The following is an 18,236-nucleotide window of genomic DNA, read 5'->3' as shown; positions in this document are numbered from 1 at the left end:
CGACTGTTCCACCGGCGCCCGGGGGCGTCAAGAGCGGGCAGCGGGTGGACTGACGGTCCGTCAGAGGATGCTGACTCCGGCCAGCCAGCCGCCGTCGATCACGAACGGCTGCCCGGTGATGTACGCCGAGTCCTCCTCGGCGGTCAGGAACAGCGCGAGCCGCGCCACCTCCTCCGCCCGGCCGGCGCGGCCGAGCGGCACGTGCTTGCGGTACAGCTTGTCCAGGCCGCGGGTGGCCCGCTCGGGGTCGCCCTCCGGGTCGAGCAGGCCCGGGTTGCTCATGGGGGTGTCGATGGCGCCGGGGCAGATGGCGTTGACCCGGACGCGCTTGCGCGCGAGCTCCAGGGCGGCCACCCGGGTGAGCCCGACGACGGCGTGCTTGGTCGCGCTGTAGGCGCCGACGTACGCCATGCCGGTGAGCCCGGCGTACGAGGAGACGTTCACGATCGTGCCGCCGCCGGCGTCGGCGATGTGCGGGGCCACGGCCTTGATGCCGAGGAACACCCCGGTCTGGTTGACCTGCACGACCTCCTGGAACTCCTCCAGGGGCGTGTTGACCAGCTCGTTGAAGCGCAGGATCCCCGCGTTGTTGACCAGCCCGTCGACCTTGCCGAACGCCTCCCGCGCGAGGGCGACGGCCGCCGCCCAGTCGTCCTCGCCGCGCACGTCGAGGCGCGTGTACCGGGCCCGCTCCCCCAGCTCGTCGGCCAGCGCCTTGCCCTGCTCGTCGAGCACGTCCCCGATGACGACGCCCGCGCCCTCCGCCACGAACAGCCGCGCCTCCTGCTCCCCCTGCCCGCGCGCCCCACCGGTGACGATGACGACGCGCCCGTCGAGCTTGCCCATCCGGGTCCCCTTCCCTCGGCGAGGGCGGCTCGGCCCCTCGGCCGGGCTCCCGCCCGGCTGCTACCCGACTGCTGCCCGGCTCGGACCGCTCAGCCGAGCAGCGGCGCCACCTCGGCGCCGAACGCCGCCATCTGGTCCGTCAGTTCGGTCCGGCTCCGGCTGCGGAACCGCACCTGGATCTGGTGCACGCCCATCGCCGCGTACGCGCGCAGCGACGCGGCCAGGGCGTCCGGCGCCCCGGTGAGCGTCCGGCGCCCGACCGCCCAGGAGGGCTCGCCCACGTACAGGGGCTCGGTGATGGCGCCGACGGTGAAAGGACCGTCGAGCCCCGCCTGTTCGCGGAGCTGCCGGATCGTGCCGATCTTCGCGGGCAGCGCGTCGCGCGGGTCGCCCTGCGGCAGCCAGCCGTCGCCGCGCGTGGCGGCGCGGCGCACCGCCGCGGGCGAGGAGCCGCCGACCCAGACCGGCACGCGCTCCCGGGCGGGGCGCGGCCGCTGGCCGAGCCCGGCGAAGTCGTACACCGCCCCGTGGTGCTCGGGGTACTCCTCGGGTCCGAGCGCGGCCCGCAGCGCGTCCACCGTCTCGTCGAGCAGCGGCCCGCGCCGGGCGAAGTCCACGCCGAGCGCCGCGAACTCCTCCGGTACGTGGCCCGCGCCGACGCCGAGCAGCAGCCGGCCGCCGCTGAGGTGGTCCAGGGTCGCGTACTGCTTCGCGGTGAGCAGCGGGTGGCGCAGGCCCACGACCGCGACGTGGCTGAGGAGTTGGACGCGCCCGGTGACGGCGGCGAGGTGGGCGAGGGTGGCGACGGGGTCGTACCAGGTGGTGCCCATGGCGTCGGCGAGCCGCCGCGGGATGGCCACGTGGTCGCAGCAGGCGACGTACGCGAAGCCCGCCCGGTCCGCGGCGCGCGCCACCGCCACCAGGTCGGCGGGCCCGGCCTCGGCCTCCCACGTCTCGGCGAACACCACGCTGCGCGCCTGCACCGGGAGCTGGATGCCGTACGCGAGGCCGCCGTCCGGCGCGGCCGTCACGCCCCCGGCCACAGCCCGTCCCGGGTGAGGCCGAGGAGCTCGATGGCGTTGCCGCGCACGATCCGCTCCACGACGTCCGGGGCCAGGTGCGCCATCTGGGCCTCGCCGACCTCGCGGGACTTCGGCCAGGTGGAGTCGGAGTGCGGGTAGTCGGTCTCGTACAGGACGTTGCCGGCGCCGATGGCGTCGAGGTTGCGCAGCCCGAAGGCGTCGTCGAAGAAGCAGCCGAAGACGTGGCCGGCGAAGAGCTCGGACGGCGGCCGGTGCACCTTGTCGGCGACGCCGCCCCAGGCGCGGTTCTCCTCCCACACCACGTCCGCGCGCTCCAGGACGTACGGGATCCACCCGATCTGTCCCTCGGCGTACATGACGCGCAGGTGCGGGAAGCGCTCGAACGCGCCGCTCATCAGCCAGTCGACCATCGAGAAGCAGCAGTTCGCGAACGTGATCGTCGAGCCGACGGCGGGCGGCGCGTCGGCGGAGGTGGAGGGCATGCGGCTGGAGGAGCCGATGTGCATGGCGACGACGGTCCCGGTCTCGTCGCAGGCGGCGAGGAACGGGTCCCAGTCGCCGGTGTGGACGGACGGCAGCCCGAGATAGGGCGGTATCTCCGAGAACGCCACGGCCCGCACCCCGCGGGCCGCGTTCCGCCGCACCTCGGCGGCGGCCAGCTCCGCGTCCCACAGGGGGATCAGGGTGAGCGGTATCAGCCGACCTTGGGCGGCGGGCCCGCACCACTCCTCCACCATCCAGTCGTTGTACGCCCGTACGCAGGCGAGCCCCAGGTCACGGTCGTTCGCCTCGGTGAACGTCTGGCCGCAGAAGCGCGGGAAGGTCGGGAAGCACAGCGCGGACTGCACGTGGTTGACGTCCATGTCGGCGAGCCGCTCCGGGACGCTGTGCGAGCCCGGCCGCATCTGCTCGTACGTGATCACTTCGAGCCTGATCTCGTCGCGGGAGCAGCCGACGGCGGTGTCGAGCCGGGTCAGGGGTCTGCGCAGGTCCTCGTACACCCACCAGTCCCCGATGGGGCCTTCCTCCCCTTCCTCCCCCATCACGGGCGCGAACTTACCGCCCAGAAAGGTCATTTCCCGCAACGGGGCCCGGACGATGCGCGGCCCCCGGTCGCGGTACCTCTCCGGCAGGCGGTCCCGCCAGACGTGCGGGGGCTCCACGGTGTGGTCGTCGACCGAGATGATCCTCGGGAACGGCGGCGTGGCGGGGGTGGTGCGCCGGGGGCTCTCCACAGTGCTCTCCGCGGTCTCCATGGCACTCACGGTAGCGCTTATCTGACGAGCCGTCAGTTGTCTGGATCCGGTCACTGGTGCGACGACCCTGTGAGAGCCGTCTCGCACGGCTGACGCATGCGCCCCCGACAAGGCAAACTGTGCACCGCAGAACGTCACACGGGCAGGGCAGGGCCCGTAGCGGACAGAGCAGAGACGAACCGGGCACAGCCGGGCACAGTTGGGCGTATTTGATCAGACAGAGGCAACTGCGTGCGGCGGGGCAGCAGGGGGAGCGATGGACGGTCTACCGCGAGTTCCGGAGCAGCGGCGTCCGGCGGCGGGAAGCGCTTCGCTCGGCGCGGGCCAGAACGGGGTGCCCGGAACGGGCCCCGGGGCCCCGGCGGGACGGGGCCGTGCGGGCTCCGGGGCCGGGGGGGCCGCTGCGTCGGGGCGGGGTGCCGGGGCGGGGGGCTCGGGGTCCGGGCACAGCTCCGCGACCGGGCACAGCTCCGCATCCGCGCATAGCTCCGCGTCCGGGCAGGGTTCGGTGTCCGGGCAGGGCGCCGCGGCACGGGACGCTGCCGTGCCGGGGCAGGCTTCCTCGGCCCGGGGTGCCGTCTCCGGGGCCGCCGTGTCGCGCGGGGCCTCGGCGGCGCCCGGTGCCGCCACGGCCGGGCAGGGTGCCGTGTCGCGCGGGGCGTCGGCGGGCCGGGGTGCCGCGTCCGGGCAGGGCTGCACGGCCCGGGACGCCGCGGAGGGGGACGGTGCCGGGGTGTCCGGCGCGCGGACCGGTGCCGGGGGCGGGGACGGCGAGCCCGTGGCCCGTTTCAGCGTGCTCGGGCCCGTACGCGCCCGGCTCGGGGACGCACAGCTCTCCACCGGGTCCCCCCAGCAGCAGGCCCTGCTCGCCGCCCTCCTGCTGCGCAACCGCCGCACCGCCACCGCCTCCGAGCTGATCGACGCCATCTGGGGCGAGGAGCCGCCCTCCCAGGCGCTCGCCGCCATCCGCACCTACGCCTCCCGGCTGCGCAAGGTGCTCCCTCCCGGCACCCTCGTGAGCGAGTCCGGGGGCTACGCCGTACGGATCGCCGACGGGGCGCTCGACCTCACCGAGGCCGAGGCGCTGTGGACCCAGGCCGAGCGGGCCCGCGCCCACGGCGAGCTGTGCGAGGCCCGCGCCCTCGTCAACGAGGCCCTGTCCCTGTGGGACGGCGAGCCCCTCGCGAACGTGCCCGGACCGTACGCCGAGGCCCAGCGCACCCGCCTGGAGGAGTGGCGCCTCCAGCTCGTCGAGGCCCGCCTCGACATGGACCTGGAGCAGGGCCGCCACCCCGAGTCGGTCTCCGAGCTCACCGCCCTGACCGCCGCCCACCCGCTGCGCGAGCGCCTGCGCGAGCTGCTGATGCTCGCCCTCTACCGCTCCGGCCGCCAGGCCGAGGCCCTCGCCGTCTACGCGGACACCCGCCGCCTCCTCGCCGACGAGCTGGGCGTCGACCCGCGCCCCGGCCTCCAGGAGCTCCAGCAGCGCATCCTCCAGGCCGACCCGGCCCTGGCCGAGCCCGCCGCCCCGGCCGCCGAGCCCGCGGCGGGCATCGTCCGCCCGGCGCAGCTCCCGGCGACGGTGCAGGACTTCACCGGCCGCGTCTCCTTCGTCAAGGAGCTGTCGGACATCCTCTCCACCGCGGAGGGCCGGGTCATGGCGGTCTCCGCGCTGGCCGGGATCGGCGGGGTCGGCAAGACCGCCCTGGCCGTGCACGTCGCGCACGCCGCGCGCCCGCACTTCCCCGACGGGCAGCTGTACGTCGACCTCCAGGGCGCCGGCCCCAGAGTCGCCGAGCCCGAGACCGTGCTCGGCGCCTTCCTGCGCGCCCTCGGCACGGCCGACTCCGCCATCCCGGACACCCTGGAGGAGCGGGCCGCGCTGTTCCGCTCCGTCCTGGACGGCCGCCGCGTCCTGGTCCTGCTGGACAACGCCCGCGACGCCGCGCAGGTCCGGCCGCTGCTGCCCGGCACGGAGGGCTGCGCCGCGCTGGTGACGAGCCGGACGCGGATGGTGGACCTGGCCGGGGCGCACCTCGTCGACCTGGACGTCATGTCCCCGGACGAGGCCCTCCAGCTCTTCACGAAGATCGTCGGGGAGGAGCGCGTGGCCTCCGAGCGCAAGGCCGCGCTCGACGTGGTCGCGGCCTGCGGCTTCCTGCCCCTGGCCATCCGCATCGCGGCGTCCCGGCTGGCGTCCCGCCGGACCTGGACCGTCTCCACGCTCGCGGCGAAGCTGGCGGACGAGCGCCGCCGCCTCGACGAGCTCCAGGCGGGCGACCTCGCCGTCGCGGCCACCTTCGAACTCGGCTACGGCCAGCTCGAGCCCGCCCAGGCCCGCGCCTTCCGCCTCCTCGGCCTCGCCGACGGCCCCGACATCTCCCTCACGGCGGCCGCCGCGATGCTTGACCTGCCGGTCGAGGACACCGAGGACCTCCTGGAGTCCCTGGTCGACACCTCCCTCCTGGAGTCGGCCGCCCCCGGCCGCTACCGCTACCACGACCTGGTCCGCCTCTACGCCCGCGCCTGCGCGGAACGCGACGAACTGCCGCCGAGCGCACGTGCCGCCGCGCTCTCCCGCCTCCTGGACTTCTACCTGTCCTCGGCGGCCCGCGTGTACGCCATCGAGCGTCCCGGGGACCGGACGGTGGACCACCTGGAGCCCGTCGACCACCCGCTGCCCGGCTTCACCGACGACACCAAGGCCCTGGACTGGCTGCACACCGAAGCGGCCTGCATCCTGGCCTGCGTCCAGCAGTCCCTGACCCCGGACGGCCTGCGCCGCGCGGTGGACCTGCTCCTCGCGGCGAAGGACCTCGCGGAGTCGGGGGCGAGCTCGCACCGCTTCGAGCTGGCGACGCGGGCGGCCTGCGAGGCCGCGCAGGCGACGGACGACGCCCATGCGGAAGGGCGGGCGCGCGTCACCCTGGGGCAGGTGCTCAACAAGGTGGGCCACTTCGACCGGGCGGCCGCGGAGCTGGAACGCGCGGCGGACCTCGCCGCCACGTCGGACGACCCCTGGGCCCGCGGCAACGCGGCGAACGAACTGGCCATCGCGGTCGCCTGCATGAACCAGCATGCGAGCAGCGACCCGCACGTGCTCAAGGCCGTCGAGGCGCACGTCCTCCGCGCCATCGAGGTGTTCCGCCAGGACGGCAACCGGCACAGCGAGGCGAGCGCCCTGTGCAACTGGTCCCGGGTCGCCGCCATGATGGGGCGCACCGACCAGTCCATCGACCTGGCCCGCCAAGGGGTGGCCCTGTACGACGCGCTCGGCATCAGCTTCCGGGTCGCCAACGCCAAGTACACCCTGGGGATCAGCCTCAGCCAGTCGGGCCGGCACGCGGAGGGGCTCGTGGAGCTCACCGAGGCCCTCCACATCTTCGCGGAGAACCGCCAGCGGCTGTGGGAGGGCACCGCGCACTACCGCATCGCGCAGGTCCACCTGGTTGCCCGGCACCCCGCACAGGCGGCCAAACACGCCGAGCAGGCCCTCAGCACCGGCTGCGTCGGCGGCGACTGGATGCGCGCCAACGTCCTCACCATCCTCGGCAAGGCGCTCAACGACCTGGGGCAGCTCGACCGGGCGCGGGCCTGCTGGACCAAGTCCCTGGCCCTGCACGAGCAGCGGGGCGCCCGGGAGGCGGACGAGGTGCGCGCCCTGCTCCGCCCGGTCGCGGTGGCGTGAAGGCCCACGCGTAGCGGCACTGGGACGCCGCCGTCCGGCACGTTCATCGAACGTTTATGACGGGCTGCCACTCTTATCTCAACGATCCGTCGCGTCGGGGGGCAGACGGGTCGCGTGGGCCCCACAGCTATCGTGAGCGGCCCTGGACCGCCCGCTCGGCGACCCTCGGGGGAGTTGCCGAGCGGGCGGTCTAGTCCCGGAGCCCCGCACCAAGCAGGAGTAGTCACGATGAGCGAAACCAGGAAGAAGCAGCTCAAGCCGATGGGGGACGGCCACATTCCGGCCCCGCCGAGCGACGGACAGGTCGCCCCTGGGGCAGATGACCTCATCCCGTCCCCGGCGAAGGACGGCGGCGCCACCACGATGGGCGACGGGCACATTCCCGTCCCGCCCAAGGACTGAAGACCTTCATTCCCGACGGGGATCGGCCGCGGCGGCGCGGAGGGGGAGCCGCCGCGGCCGAGGTATGTCCACGAGTCGTTCATGGCTCAACTCGCGCGCATATATGCGCAGTTATTCGAACATGGCGCTCATTTCCGGTTAAAGTTCGCTGTGGAAAGCCTGCCCCCTCCAAGGAGTTGGAATGACGCGAACCAGAAAGATCCTCGTCACCCTGGCAGTGATGACCGCGGCGTCGGCGGGAGCGGCCGCTCCCGCGCTGGCCGAAGGCCACGCCCCGGTGGGCCCGCTCGGGGACGGCGCGATGCCGGTCGCTCCCCTGAGCGACAGCCATCTCCCGGCTCCGCCCAGTGACGGGATGATCCCCGTCGGGCCGCTGGGCGACAGCCACCTCCCCGCTCCGCCCGGTGACGGCGCCATGCCGTCCGTCCCGCAGCGCTGAACACCCCCGGGGCCGAGTCGCCCGCTCGGCCCCGGGCACGCGCCCCGGGGACCCTGGGCACACGGCCCGGTTACGCGCCCCGGCCTACGCGGGCACCCGCCCCAGCGACACCGTCACCACCGCAGGCGCCCGCCGTCCCGCCCCGCGCAGCGCCTCCGCCACCGTTTCCGTCAGCCATACCGCCACGTCCGGTGACCACTCCCGGGTGGTGCAGCCGAAGCGGAGTGCCTCGTGCATGCCCTGGGTGTGCACGGTGCGGTCGAGGTCCAGGGCGAGGCCCGGCGGAGGGCCGGCCGCGGGTGTGGGCGCGTGGACGTCCACCGCCCCTCGCCCTGTCTCCCGTACCGCCGCGCGCAGCGCCTCCGCGTCACCCCGCTCCGCCCCGCCCTCGCCTGGGCGGCAGGAGACCGTCACCACCACCTCGTGCCGGGCCTCCGGGTCCGCCAAGCCGAACCAGGGCGCCAGCTCCACCTGGTGGAAGGCGGTGCCGCGCCCGGCCGCCCCCAGCGGCAGCAGGGCGTCCAGGCCGGTGAACGTCACCGTGCCCACGCGGGCCAGCGTCTCGGACAGCACCAGGGCGATCGGCCGCACGGGAAGCCCCGCCGGAGCGTCCGCGAGGACCCCGGCCCCCAGCCACGCCAGCCGACGCACCCCGCCGCCCGGCGCCCAGTCGCCGCCCACCTCCTGGTGGGCCCACGCCGTGGGCTCGTACTCGGCCGTGACCTCACCACCCTCGTGCACCAGGCCCCCTACGGACTGCCAGCCGTACGCACCGGCCCGGTCGACGGCCAGGAAGAGCACGTCCTCCTCGACGGAACCCTCCTCGTCAGCCCGCTCAGGGTCCTGCGCGACCACCCGGTCGAACCACGGGTGACGCCTCAGGACCCCGTGCAGACCGACGACGACGGTCGGCGGAAGGGCCGGGGTCGGCGCCGGGGAGGAAGCAGGGGGAAACACGGGCACTCCCGGAAAAAGCAGACGGTGCTGGAAGAGCCAGTCTTCCAGCACCGTCGTCAGCCCACGATCACAGCAGGCACAGCGACCACAACAGGCACAGTGATCGCACAGCAGGTACACCAGCTGCACCAGGTACAGCGGGCACAGCCGTCACAGCGGTCAGAGGCCGCAGCCCAGCCTCTGCGTCGGCGTGATCTTCTTGTAGCTGTCGTCCGCGTAGCCGATGAGGTCGACGTCGATGACGCTGCGGAAGTCGTACTGGCCCACGTTGTACGTGCACTTGTACGCGGCGGCCGTCCGCTTGCCGCTGCCGCCGCCGGAGTAGACGTTCTTGGCGGCCTTGGTCAGCGTCTTCCACTCCCCGCCGCGCTTGACCTGGAGCCACACCGTGACCTTGGCCTTGATGCCGGCCGGGCCGCGCAGGTTCTTCCACCAGCCGTGGGCGTTGATCGTGCCGCGCACCGTGTGCGAGAAGTGCACGTTGTCACCCATGGTCTGGAACATGCCGACGCCGGAGCCGGCGCGGGCGGCCTGCGTGACGGCGGTGGAGCGGTGCTGCGCCGCCCCGTTGCCGTCGGCCTGCGCGGGTACCGCCGCGCCGACGGCCAGCAGACCGGCCAAGGCGGCCGCGGCCGCACCCGTACGGATACGCACGTGAAGTTCCCCCATACATTCAGGCGCGCCGCACTCGACGCGGCGCTCGGACGCGCGAAGTCTAAAACACCTGCTCACGGACGTAGCAGCGCCGCATCCCCCGACTCGGTCCCGCTCACCGGCTCGCCCCCTCCACCCGGAACCCCAGCGCCTCTCCGCCCCCGCAACCCACGGCGCGGCGAGGCGTTGACCGCACGGGCACCGTCCACGCACGGACTGGAGCCGTCCGCAGTACCGTGGGCAGCACCACATCATGCGAGAAGGAGACCGACGTGAGCGCGCGGCCGGTCGAACCGCACCCGCACGGACCGATCGCCACCTACGACCAGCTCCGCGTGCTGGCCGACGACGTCATCGACGCAGCCGACCGGCGCGGCAACCGTGTGCGGGCCGACATCGTGGACCAGGAGATCACCATCCGCGTGATGTGCCCCTCCGTCCCGCGCGGGCGGATCGTGACCGCGTTGGCCGTCCAGGTGGAGAGCCAGGACAGCCGTGCCGTCACCCTCGCGGAGAACCGCGTGCACCATCCCGGGATCGGCCTGTGCCGCACGGCGGACCTGCTCGTCATGACCGAGCAGGCCTATGAGCGGCAGGACGACGACTTCGCCGTGTTCGCTCCTGACGTCTCGGTCGCGGTCGAGGTCGTATCCCCCTCCAATCCCGGCAACGACTACGTCACCAAGCTCCGCGACCACCCCTGCATCGGCGTTCCCGTCTACGCGATCGTCGACCCGCGTGACGGCACGGTCACCGTCCACTCCGGCCCCGACAGCGCGAGCGGTGAACCGCGGTACCGAGATACGCCGAGCCGGTACAAGTTCGGTGACACCGTGCGGCTCGGGAAGTGGAGCGTCGACACGAGCGCGTTCCCCCGGTACCGCGCGTAGCGGAGGCGGAGGCGGAGGCTACTGCCGTCGCTGGTGGGGGAATTGGGTGGACAGGGGGGCTCCCCGCCGTTCACCGTCACTGCATGACGACACTCGTGCGCCACGTCACCTTCGACTGTTCCGACGCCTATGAGCTGGGTGCCTTCTGGGCGGAGGTGCTCGGCGGGGCGGTCGCCGACGGCGATCGGCCCGGGGATCCGGAAGTGCTGGTCAGCACCCCTGGCGGGGTGGCGCTGCTGTTCATCGCCGTGCCGGACGCCAAGACCGTGAAGAACCGGGTGCACCTCGACCTCCAGCCGCAGGAGCGGACGCGCGACGAGGAGGTCGAGCGGCTGCTGGCGCTGGGCGCGGGCGTCGTCGGCGACCACCGGAGGCCGGACGGGACCGGCTGGGTGACCATGGCCGACCCCGAGGGCAACGAGTTCTGCGTGGAGCGGGGCGCGGGCGAGCGGGCGGCCACCGGTTAGCCCGGCGCGCCGGGCTAACCGGGCGCGGCCCCGCGGCGCAGTTCGCGCTTGAGGACCTTGCCGCTCGCGTTGCGCGGCAGCTCCGGTACGAACGCGACCTGCCGGGGCACCTTGTAGTTCGCCATCTCCCGCCGCGCCCAGGCGATGACGTCGTCGGCGGTGAGGGTGGCGCCGGGGCGGCGCACCAAGTAGGCCTTGCCGACCTCGCCGAGGCGCGCGTCGGGGACGCCGACGACGGCGGCGTCCGCGACGTCCGGGTGGCCGGTGAGGAGCCGCTCGATCTCGGCGGGGTAGGCGTTGAAGCCGCCGACGACGAACATGTCCTTGATCCGGTCGGTGACGCGCAGGTTCCCGTCCGTGTCCAGGACGCCCACGTCGCCGGTGCGCAGCCAGCCGTCGGGGGTGAGGACCTGCCGTGTCGCGGCCGGGTCCTCGTCGTAGCCGGACATGACGTGGTGGCCGCGGACGAGGATCTCCCCGGGGCTGCCGGGCGGCAGGGTCGCGCCGGCCGGGGACACCACCTTGACCTCGGTGTCGGGGATCGCGCGGCCGGACGTCGCGGCGACGACCTCCGCCGGGTCGCCCCGGCGGCACATCGTGACGATGCCGCTCGCCTCGGACAGCCCGTACGCCGTCAGGACGGTGGCGACGCGCAGCTCCGAGCGCAGCCGCTCCACCAGCCGCAGGGGCACCACCGCCGCGCCGGTGACCACGAGGCGCAGCGCGGACAGGTCGTAGGAGTCGCGGGCCGGGTGGTCCAGGAGCGCCTGGTGGAGGGTGGGCGGGCCCGGCAGGACCGAGACGCGCTCAGCGGCGATGTTCGCCAGGGCCGTGTCCGCGGTGAACACCGGCTGCGGGATCATCGTGGCGCCCCGCATCAGGCAGGCGATGACCCCGGCCTTGTAGCCGAAGGTGTGGAAGAAGGGGTTCACGATCAGATAGCGGTCCCCGGCGCGGAGCCCCGCCAGCTCGCTCCAGACCGCGTAGCAGCGCAGGGTCTGGGCGTGGGTGATCACCACGCCCTTGGGGCGTCCGGTGGTGCCGGAGGTGTAGACGACGTCCGAGGGGCAGGAGCCCGTCACCGCCTCCCCCCGGGCGCGCACCTCGGCGTCCGGCACGCCGTCGCCGCCCGCGAGGAACTCCTTCCAGGTGCGGAAGTCCGCAGGGGCGTCGTCGGCGAGGACGACGACCTCCTCCAGGCCGGGCAGGCCCGGCAGCGGCCCGCTCCCGGGGCCGTCGCCCGCCGCGCGCCGCAGCGAGGCGACGTACGACGTGCCGAGGAAGGTGCCGGTGACGAAGAGCAGCCGGGCGCGTGAGCGGCGCAGCACGTCCGCCGCCTCGGCGCCCTTGAAGCGGGTGTTCAGCGGGACGAGTACCGCGCCCGCGCCGACCGCGCCGAGCGCGGAGACGATCCAGTCGAGGGTGTTCGGGGCCCAGACGGCGACGCGGTCGCCGGGCCGCACGCCCCGCGCCAGGCACGCGGCGGTGGCCCGCTCGACGCGCGCGCCCAGCTCGTCGTACGTGACGCGGACCCGCCCCTCGACGACCGCCTCCCGGTCGCCGAAGCGCCGCCGGGCCGCCCGGACCAGGCCCGGGACGCCGCCCCACTCCAGGTCGCCGCGCATCGCGCCCTCCCGCCCGCCGCCGTAGCTGACTAACCGTCAGATTAGCGGTAGCCTGACGCGCTGTCAGCAGCGGCTGCGGCGCGCGACCGTGTGGAGGTTCCCGGATGGCTTCGCTCGACGGCACGGCTTGTCTCAAGGACTCCACGGCGATCGTCGGCATCGGCCAGACACCCTTCGCCAAGCGGCTGCCGGAGAGCGAGAAGGCCCTGGCGTGCCGCGCGGTCCTCGCCGCGCTCGCCGACGCGGGCATCGCGCCCTCCGAGGTCGACGCCTTCGCCTCGTACACCATGGAGGAGACCGACGAGGTGGAGCTGGCGAAGGCCGTCGGCGCCGGAGACGTCACCTTCTTCAGCAAGGTCGGCTACGGGGGCGGCGGTTCCTGCGCCACCCTCGCCCACCTCGCCGCCGCGATCGCCACGGGCCAGGCCACGGTCGGCGTCGCCTGGCGCTCCCGCAAGCGCGGCAGCGGGCCCCGGCCGTGGACGAACACCACCGCCCAACTCCCCACACCCGCCCAGTGGACGCGGCCCTTCGGGCTGCTCCGGCCCGCCGACGAGATCGCGATGCTCGCCCGCCGCTACATGCACGAGTACGGCGCGACCCGCGACCACTTCTTCAACGTGGCCCTCGCCTGCCGCAACCGCGCCAACCAGAACCCCGCCGCGGTCATGTACGAGCGCCCGCTGACCCGGGACATGTATATGACCTCGCGGTGGATCAGCGAGCCGCTGTGCCTCTTCGACAACTGCCTGGAGACCGACGGCGCGCTGGCGTGCGTCCTCGTCTCCGCCGCCCGCGCCCGCGACTGCCGCCACCGGCCGGTGTACGTCCACTCCGCCGCGCAGGGGCTGCCCGCCCAGCACCACGGCATGGTCAACTACTGGAACGACGACCCGCTCGCGGGCCCCGCCTGGACGGCCGCCCGCCACCTGTGGAAGCAGGCCGACTTCGGCCCCGAGGACGTCGACGTCGCCCAGATCTACGACGCGTTCACCCCGCTCGTCCCGCTCTCCCTGGAGGGGTACGGCTTCTGCGGCCGGGGCGAGGGCGGCGCGTTCACCGAGGGCGGCGCCCTGGAGACCGGCGGCCGCCTCCCCCTCAACACGGCGGGCGGCGGCCTCAGCGAGGCGTACGTGCACGGCTTCAACCTGATCACGGAGGGCGTACGGCAACTGCGCGGCACGAGCACGGCGCAGGTGCCCGGCGCGGAGACCTGCCTGGTGACGGCGGGCGAGGGGGTGCCTACGTCGGCGGTGCTGCTGCGGAACTGAGGGGGTGGGCCCCGGGGGGTACCCGGAAGGCACGCACCCGGGGGGTGGGCCGGGAACTGCGGAGCGGTGGAGGAGCTGAGGGACCATGACCGACTTGCTGACGCCCGTCGTCGACGACGACGGCGCGCCCTTCTGGGAGTACGCCGCCCGCGGCGAGCTGCGCGTCCAGGCCTGCGCCGCGGCCGACTGCGGCGCCCCGCGCTTCCCGCCGCGCCCCTGCTGCCCGCGGTGCGGCTCCTTCGCCACCGCCTGGCGCCGCACGAGCGGCAGGGGCCGGATCTGGTCGTACGTCGTCCCGCACCCGCCGCTGCTGCCCGGCTACGCCGCGCTCGTCCCGTACCACCCGGTGCTCGTGGAGCTCGCGGACGCCCCGCACATCCGGCTCGTCGGCAACCTGGTCGCGCGGGCGGGCGCCCCGCTGGACTCCGTGGCGCCCGGGCGGCCGCGCGTCGGCGCCCGGGTGCAGGCGGTCTTCGCCGACCAGGGCGGGGTCGTGGTGCCGCGCTGGGTCCTGGAGCGGCCGTGACGGGGGCGGCGGCGGACGGGGCGGCGGCCGGGGGCGGGCTGCGCGTGCGGCGGGACGAGGCCGCGGGCGTGGCCGTCCTGACCCTGGACCGGCCGGAGCGGCACAACGCCCTCGACCTGGACCTGGTGGGTCAACTGCGCGCCACCTGGCGGGAATTCCGGTACGACGACGGCGTACGGGCCGTGGTGCTCACCGGCGCGGGCGAGCGGGCGTTCTGCACGGGCGTCGACCGGGCGGTGCGGGTGGAGCAGCCGGGCTCGCCGTACTCCCTCGACGACCCGCTGCTCACCGTCGGCCCCAAGGCCAACGACCTGTGGAAGCCGGTCGTCGCCGCCGTCAACGGCATGGCGTGCGGCGGGGCCTTCTACCTGCTCGGCGAGGCGGAGTTCGTCCTCGCGGCCGAGCACGCCACGTTCTTCGACCCGCACACGACGTACGGGATGGTCAGCGCGTACGAGACGGTGCTCATGGCGCAGCGGATGCCGTTCGGGGAGGTGGCGCGGATGGCGCTGATGGGGACGGCGGAGCGGGTGTCCGCGCGGCGGGCGTACGAGGTGGGGCTCGTCTCGGAGGTGTGCCCCGGCGGGGAGCTGCTGTCCGCCGCGACCCGGGCGGCGGCGGTCCTCGCCTCCTGCCCGACCGAGGCGGTACAGGGCACGGTCCGGGCCCTCTGGGCGGCCAAGGAGGCCACCCGCACCCAGGCCCTCACCCAGGCTCCGCACCTCATCGCCCTGGGCAACGCGGGGCCTGGACGGCAGGCGGAACTGTTCGCGGGCCGCCAGCGGGAGTTCCGCTTGCGCTAGGCCTGGCGGGGACGGCTGGGGCTCGGGCCTGGCGGGGCCTGGGCCTGGCGGGGCGGGGCCTTTCCCACCGCCCGCCCGTCACACCCCGGCTTCGCCAGCCCGACCCCGACGCACAGCGCCGCGCGCGGCACCCCCCATACCGCCGCTACCGCGGCGAACCTCCCACCCACCCACCCGTAACTCCCCAGCTTCGCTGCCTCAGCCCCGAAGCACAGCGCCGCACACGGCACCCCCACGCACACCACCGCTACAGCGAGGGAACTCCCACCCCGCGCCAGCTCAGTTACACCAGCCCGCCCCCAACGCAGCGCACCACACGTGGCACCAGGCACACCGCCGCCCTTCCATGGCGGGCCTCCCACCCACCCACCGAAACCCCAAGCCTCCCGGCCCGCGCTATGCCTCGCGGCGGCATCCGGCGAGGAGGGTTGCGACCATGTGCTCGGCGTCGGCCCGGTCGTAGTCGGGGCCGGTGATGCAGAGGTTTCCGATGGCGCGCATGAGCGTGTAGGCGGTGATGTCCGGGCTGATCTCGTCGGCGGCGGCGCAGGCGTCGAGCAGCGTCGCGCAGGCCGGGACCAGGGTGTCGAGCATGAGGGCGTGGAGGTTCTCCAGCCCTGGGTCGCCGGACCCCAGGGCGGCGCCGAGGCCGTGCTTGGTCACCAGGAACTCCACGAACGCGTCCGCCCAGCGGGTCAGGGCGGTGAACGGGGAGGCCGATTCCTCCAGGAGCCGGGGCGCGAGTGCGGTGCAGGTGTCGATCTGGTGCCGGTAGACGGCGGTGACGAGGTCCGCCCGTGTCGGGAAGTTCCGGTAGATGGTGCCGATGCCGACGCCGGCGCGTTCGGCGATGTCGCGGATGGGGGCCTGCACCCCCTGGTCCACGAAGACCGCCGCTGCGGCCGCCAGCACGCCGCTGCGGGTGCGCTGCGCCTGTGCTTGACGTACTCCGGCCGATTCCGGCACGAGGCTCTCCCTTTACTCGCGGAACAATGTTCCGCTAAGTTGGCGGAACGGTGCTCCGCCAAAGTATGGCAGCGCGCTCCCACGGAGAAAGCGCAGGTTCCCCCTCCATGTCTTCCAGCCATCTCGACCAGCAGATTGTCGCCGTCAAGCCCCTTACTGTCCCCGCGCCCAGCCGCAGCGTCGAGCTCCAGGTAAAGGTCACCGCCCCGCTGACGGGCCAGAACCTTCCCGTCATCGTGTTCTCCCACGGCAACGCATGGTCCCTGGACGGATACGAGCCTCTCGCCGACCGGTGGGCAGCCACCGGATTCGTCGTCGTGCAACCCACCCACCTGGACTCCCGCCGCAACGGCATCGGGTGGGACGACCCTCGCTTCGCCACCATCTGGCGCGTCCGGATCGCCGACCTCCACGCGGTCCTCGACAACCTCGGCGACACCCTTCTCCAGGCGGGCCTGGAGACCCGCGCCAACCCCGAGCGCATCGCGATCGTCGGCCATTCCTGGGGCGCCCAGACCGCCGGCGCGATCCTCGGCGCACGCGTACTCGACGCCGACGGCATTCCCGGAGAGGACTTCTCCCACTCCGCGGTCTCGGCCGGCGCGCTGATCGCCGCGACCGGAACCGGCGACACCCTCACCCCGTTCGCCGCCGAACACCTTCCGTTCATGAGGCCGGACTACTCCACCATGACCACCCCGGCCCTGGTCGTCGCGGGCGGCAAGGACCAGTCCCAGCTCTCCACCCGGGGACCGGAGTGGTTCACCGACGCCTACCACCTCAGCCCGTCCCCGAAGAGCCTGCTCACCATCGCCGAGGGCGAGCACACCCTGGGCGGCCTCGCCGGCGAGATGGCCGCCGAGACCACCGACGAGGACCCCGCCCGCGTCGCCCTCGTCGCCGACGCGATCTCCGCCTACCTCCACGACGCCCTCAAGCTCGACGACGCCGCGTGGACCGCCCTCAACAACGCCGCTGCGGCTGGTGACGGCACGTGGAGCATCACCAGCAAGTGAACCCAGCCAGCACCACGCAGCCCCGCGCCGGCTCCGCGCACCGCAGCCGGGCAGCAGCCGCTCACCGTGCACCGCCCCAGACACCCCACGAACCCACCGCCGACATCAGGGCGGGGGCCGGGCCCGTCAGCGGGCTGTGGCTGTGCCTCGTTCCGCGTCCAGCGCGTACACGCAGCGGTCCTTGCTGCACGCGTACACCACCCCGTCGCGCACCACCGGCGCCCCGGTGATCTCGCCGCCGGTGGCCAGCTTCCAGCGCAGGCGGCCGTCGTCGGCCTTGAGCGTGTACAGGAGGTGGTCCGTGGCGCCGAAGTGGATGCGCCGGTCGGCGACGACCGGGGAGCCGACGACCTCGCCGCCCGCCTGGAAGCGCCACTTCGGCGTGCCCGTGACGGCGTCGAGGGTGTAGAGGCCCTTGCCGCTGCCCACGTGCACGTGGCCGTCGGCGACCAGGACCGGTTCGACCGACGAGCGGGCCTCGGTCGCGATGCGCCAGCGGTCGCGGCCGTCCGTGGCGTCGAGGGCGTACACCGTGCCCAGGTAGTCGGCGAGGTACACGCCACCGCCGGTGACGGCGGGCCCGGGGGCGAAGGCGGGCGGCGAGAGGAAGGCGGCGGGCGCCTCGAAGTGCCAGCGGACGTGCCCGCCCGCCACGTCGAGGGCGATGACGCGGGTCCCGGCGGCCACGTACACGAAGCCGTCGTCGGCCTGGGTGACCCGGACCGGCACGCCTCCGCAGGACGCGGCGTCGCCGATGGGGTACGACCAGCGCTCGATGCCGGTACGGGCCTCGACGGCGCGCAGCCGGGCGTCCTTCCAGACGTACACCGTGCCGTCGCGGATGACCGGCGCGGCCTCGGGCGTCTCGAAGTCGGTCTGGGCGCCGGTGATCTCCCAGAGCTTCTCGCCGTTGGCGGCCTCCCAGCCCTGTACGCCGCCGCCGCGGGTGGCGGTGACGACGGTGCCCCGGTCGGCCTGGAGGGCGTACACCCAGGCGTCGGTCGTCAGGCGCCACAGGTCGGTGCCGTCGGCTCCGTCGAGGGCGTAGAGGGTCGGGCCGTCGGAGGCGTGGATGCGGCCGTCGGTCACGGCCATGGACCAGGCGACGTCGCGGGTCTTGAAGCTGCGCCGGCCGGTGGAGACGTCGAGGGCGTGGACCTCGAAGGAGGTGACGTAGACGAGGTTCCCGGCGACGGCGGGCGTGCCCCACACGTCGTTCGACATCCGGAAGCGCCAGGGCCGCCAGGAGCCGCCCGCGCCGGTGCCGGCCCCCGTGGCGGCGGCGCCGGCCGCGGCGGCCGCGTCGGTGCCTAGGCGCCGCCGGAACTCCTTCCGGTGCCCGCGGGCCTTTCGCCACGAAGAGAAGACCCGTGGGAAGTGCAGGAGC

17 protein-coding genes are annotated in these 18,236 nt (G+C 74.1%); 9 read left to right on the top strand and 8 right to left on the bottom strand.

Annotated elements, in window-relative coordinates; translation table 11 throughout:
* Positions 1-60: 60 nt before the first annotated feature.
* From QK440_RS25755 to QK440_RS25745, 3 genes are all read right to left on the bottom strand, one after another.
* A complete protein-coding gene (locus QK440_RS25755; RefSeq protein ID WP_282795587.1) occupies positions 61-846 on the bottom strand; it encodes a glucose 1-dehydrogenase in 786 nt (261 codons plus the stop codon).
* A gap of 89 nt (positions 847-935) precedes the next feature.
* Entirely contained in the window at positions 936-1,877 is a 942-nt protein-coding gene (locus tag QK440_RS25750; RefSeq protein ID WP_282795586.1) for a TIGR03619 family F420-dependent LLM class oxidoreductase, read from the bottom strand.
* Positions 1,874-3,145 carry an amidohydrolase family protein gene (locus QK440_RS25745; RefSeq protein ID WP_282795585.1) on the bottom strand — a complete coding sequence of 424 codons (1,272 nt, stop codon included), beginning with the start codon at positions 3,143-3,145 and terminating at the stop codon, positions 1,874-1,876. The genes QK440_RS25750 and QK440_RS25745 overlap by 4 nt, the downstream gene beginning before the upstream one ends.
* A gap of 733 nt (positions 3,146-3,878) precedes the next feature.
* Here QK440_RS25745 and QK440_RS25740 point away from each other — a divergent pair.
* From QK440_RS25740 to QK440_RS25730, 3 genes are all read left to right on the top strand, one after another.
* Complete coding sequence (locus QK440_RS25740) at positions 3,879-6,833, top strand: BTAD domain-containing putative transcriptional regulator (RefSeq protein WP_282795617.1); 2,955 nt, start codon at positions 3,879-3,881, stop codon at positions 6,831-6,833.
* A gap of 228 nt (positions 6,834-7,061) precedes the next feature.
* The gene (locus QK440_RS25735; protein ID WP_282795584.1) at positions 7,062-7,235 is read left to right on the top strand and encodes a hypothetical protein; all 174 of its coding nucleotides are present in this window, start codon (positions 7,062-7,064) and stop codon (positions 7,233-7,235) included.
* A 181-nt stretch (positions 7,236-7,416) separates the two neighbouring features.
* Positions 7,417-7,674, top strand: coding sequence for a hypothetical protein (locus QK440_RS25730; protein WP_282795583.1), 258 nt, complete (start codon positions 7,417-7,419; stop codon positions 7,672-7,674).
* 84 nt (positions 7,675-7,758) lie between these two features.
* On the opposite strand, the gene QK440_RS25725 is transcribed toward QK440_RS25730, so the two are convergent.
* Positions 7,759-8,631, bottom strand: a complete 873-nt coding sequence (locus tag QK440_RS25725) for a hypothetical protein (protein ID WP_282795582.1) — start codon at positions 8,629-8,631, stop codon at positions 7,759-7,761.
* A gap of 159 nt (positions 8,632-8,790) precedes the next feature.
* The gene (locus tag QK440_RS25720) at positions 8,791-9,285 is read right to left on the bottom strand and encodes a hypothetical protein (protein WP_282795581.1); all 495 of its coding nucleotides are present in this window, start codon (positions 9,283-9,285) and stop codon (positions 8,791-8,793) included.
* A gap of 272 nt (positions 9,286-9,557) precedes the next feature.
* On the opposite strand from QK440_RS25720, the gene QK440_RS25715 reads away from it, so the two are divergent.
* Complete coding sequence (locus QK440_RS25715) at positions 9,558-10,175, top strand: Uma2 family endonuclease (protein WP_282795580.1); 618 nt, start codon at positions 9,558-9,560, stop codon at positions 10,173-10,175.
* An 83-nt stretch (positions 10,176-10,258) separates the two neighbouring features.
* Positions 10,259-10,642 (top strand): VOC family protein, encoded by a 384-nt coding sequence (locus tag QK440_RS25710; RefSeq protein WP_282795579.1) that lies wholly within the window; start codon positions 10,259-10,261, stop codon positions 10,640-10,642.
* Positions 10,643-10,656: 14 nt separating this feature from the next.
* Here QK440_RS25710 and QK440_RS25705 read toward each other — a convergent pair whose 3' ends face one another.
* The gene (locus QK440_RS25705) at positions 10,657-12,267 is read right to left on the bottom strand and encodes a FadD3 family acyl-CoA ligase (RefSeq protein ID WP_282795578.1); all 1,611 of its coding nucleotides are present in this window, start codon (positions 12,265-12,267) and stop codon (positions 10,657-10,659) included.
* Between the two features lie 104 nt (positions 12,268-12,371).
* Here QK440_RS25705 and QK440_RS25700 point away from each other — a divergent pair, with 104 nt between their 5' ends.
* The 3 genes from QK440_RS25700 (at position 12,372) to QK440_RS25690 (ending at position 14,867) form a co-directional block, all read left to right on the top strand.
* Positions 12,372-13,538, top strand: coding sequence for a lipid-transfer protein (locus tag QK440_RS25700; RefSeq protein WP_282795577.1), 1,167 nt, complete (start codon positions 12,372-12,374; stop codon positions 13,536-13,538).
* Positions 13,539-13,632: 94 nt separating this feature from the next.
* Positions 13,633-14,064 (top strand): OB-fold domain-containing protein, encoded by a 432-nt coding sequence (locus tag QK440_RS25695; RefSeq protein ID WP_282795616.1) that lies wholly within the window; start codon positions 13,633-13,635, stop codon positions 14,062-14,064.
* Positions 14,061-14,867, top strand: coding sequence for an enoyl-CoA hydratase/isomerase family protein (locus QK440_RS25690; protein WP_282795576.1), 807 nt, complete (start codon positions 14,061-14,063; stop codon positions 14,865-14,867). Before QK440_RS25695 ends, QK440_RS25690 begins: the two co-directional genes overlap by 4 nt.
* A gap of 396 nt (positions 14,868-15,263) precedes the next feature.
* Here QK440_RS25690 and QK440_RS25685 read toward each other — a convergent pair whose 3' ends face one another.
* Complete coding sequence (locus QK440_RS25685) at positions 15,264-15,833, bottom strand: TetR/AcrR family transcriptional regulator (RefSeq protein WP_282795575.1); 570 nt, start codon at positions 15,831-15,833, stop codon at positions 15,264-15,266.
* Positions 15,834-15,940: 107 nt separating this feature from the next.
* Here QK440_RS25685 and QK440_RS25680 point away from each other — a divergent pair, with 107 nt between their 5' ends.
* Positions 15,941-16,849, top strand: coding sequence for a chlorophyllase (locus QK440_RS25680; protein WP_282795574.1), 909 nt, complete (start codon positions 15,941-15,943; stop codon positions 16,847-16,849).
* Positions 16,850-16,975: 126 nt separating this feature from the next.
* Here the strand turns inward: QK440_RS25680 and QK440_RS25675 are convergent.
* The coding region (locus QK440_RS25675; protein WP_282795573.1) for a PQQ-binding-like beta-propeller repeat protein at positions 16,976-18,236 on the bottom strand (1,261 nt) is incomplete at its 5' end.

This window comes from Streptomyces sp. CC224B (assembly GCF_030010595.1).
Classification (GTDB): domain Bacteria; phylum Actinomycetota; class Actinomycetes; order Streptomycetales; family Streptomycetaceae; genus Streptomyces; species Streptomyces longispororuber.
Note: the sequence above shows the minus strand (reverse complement) of the source record. Positions and strands in the feature narration are given on the sequence as shown.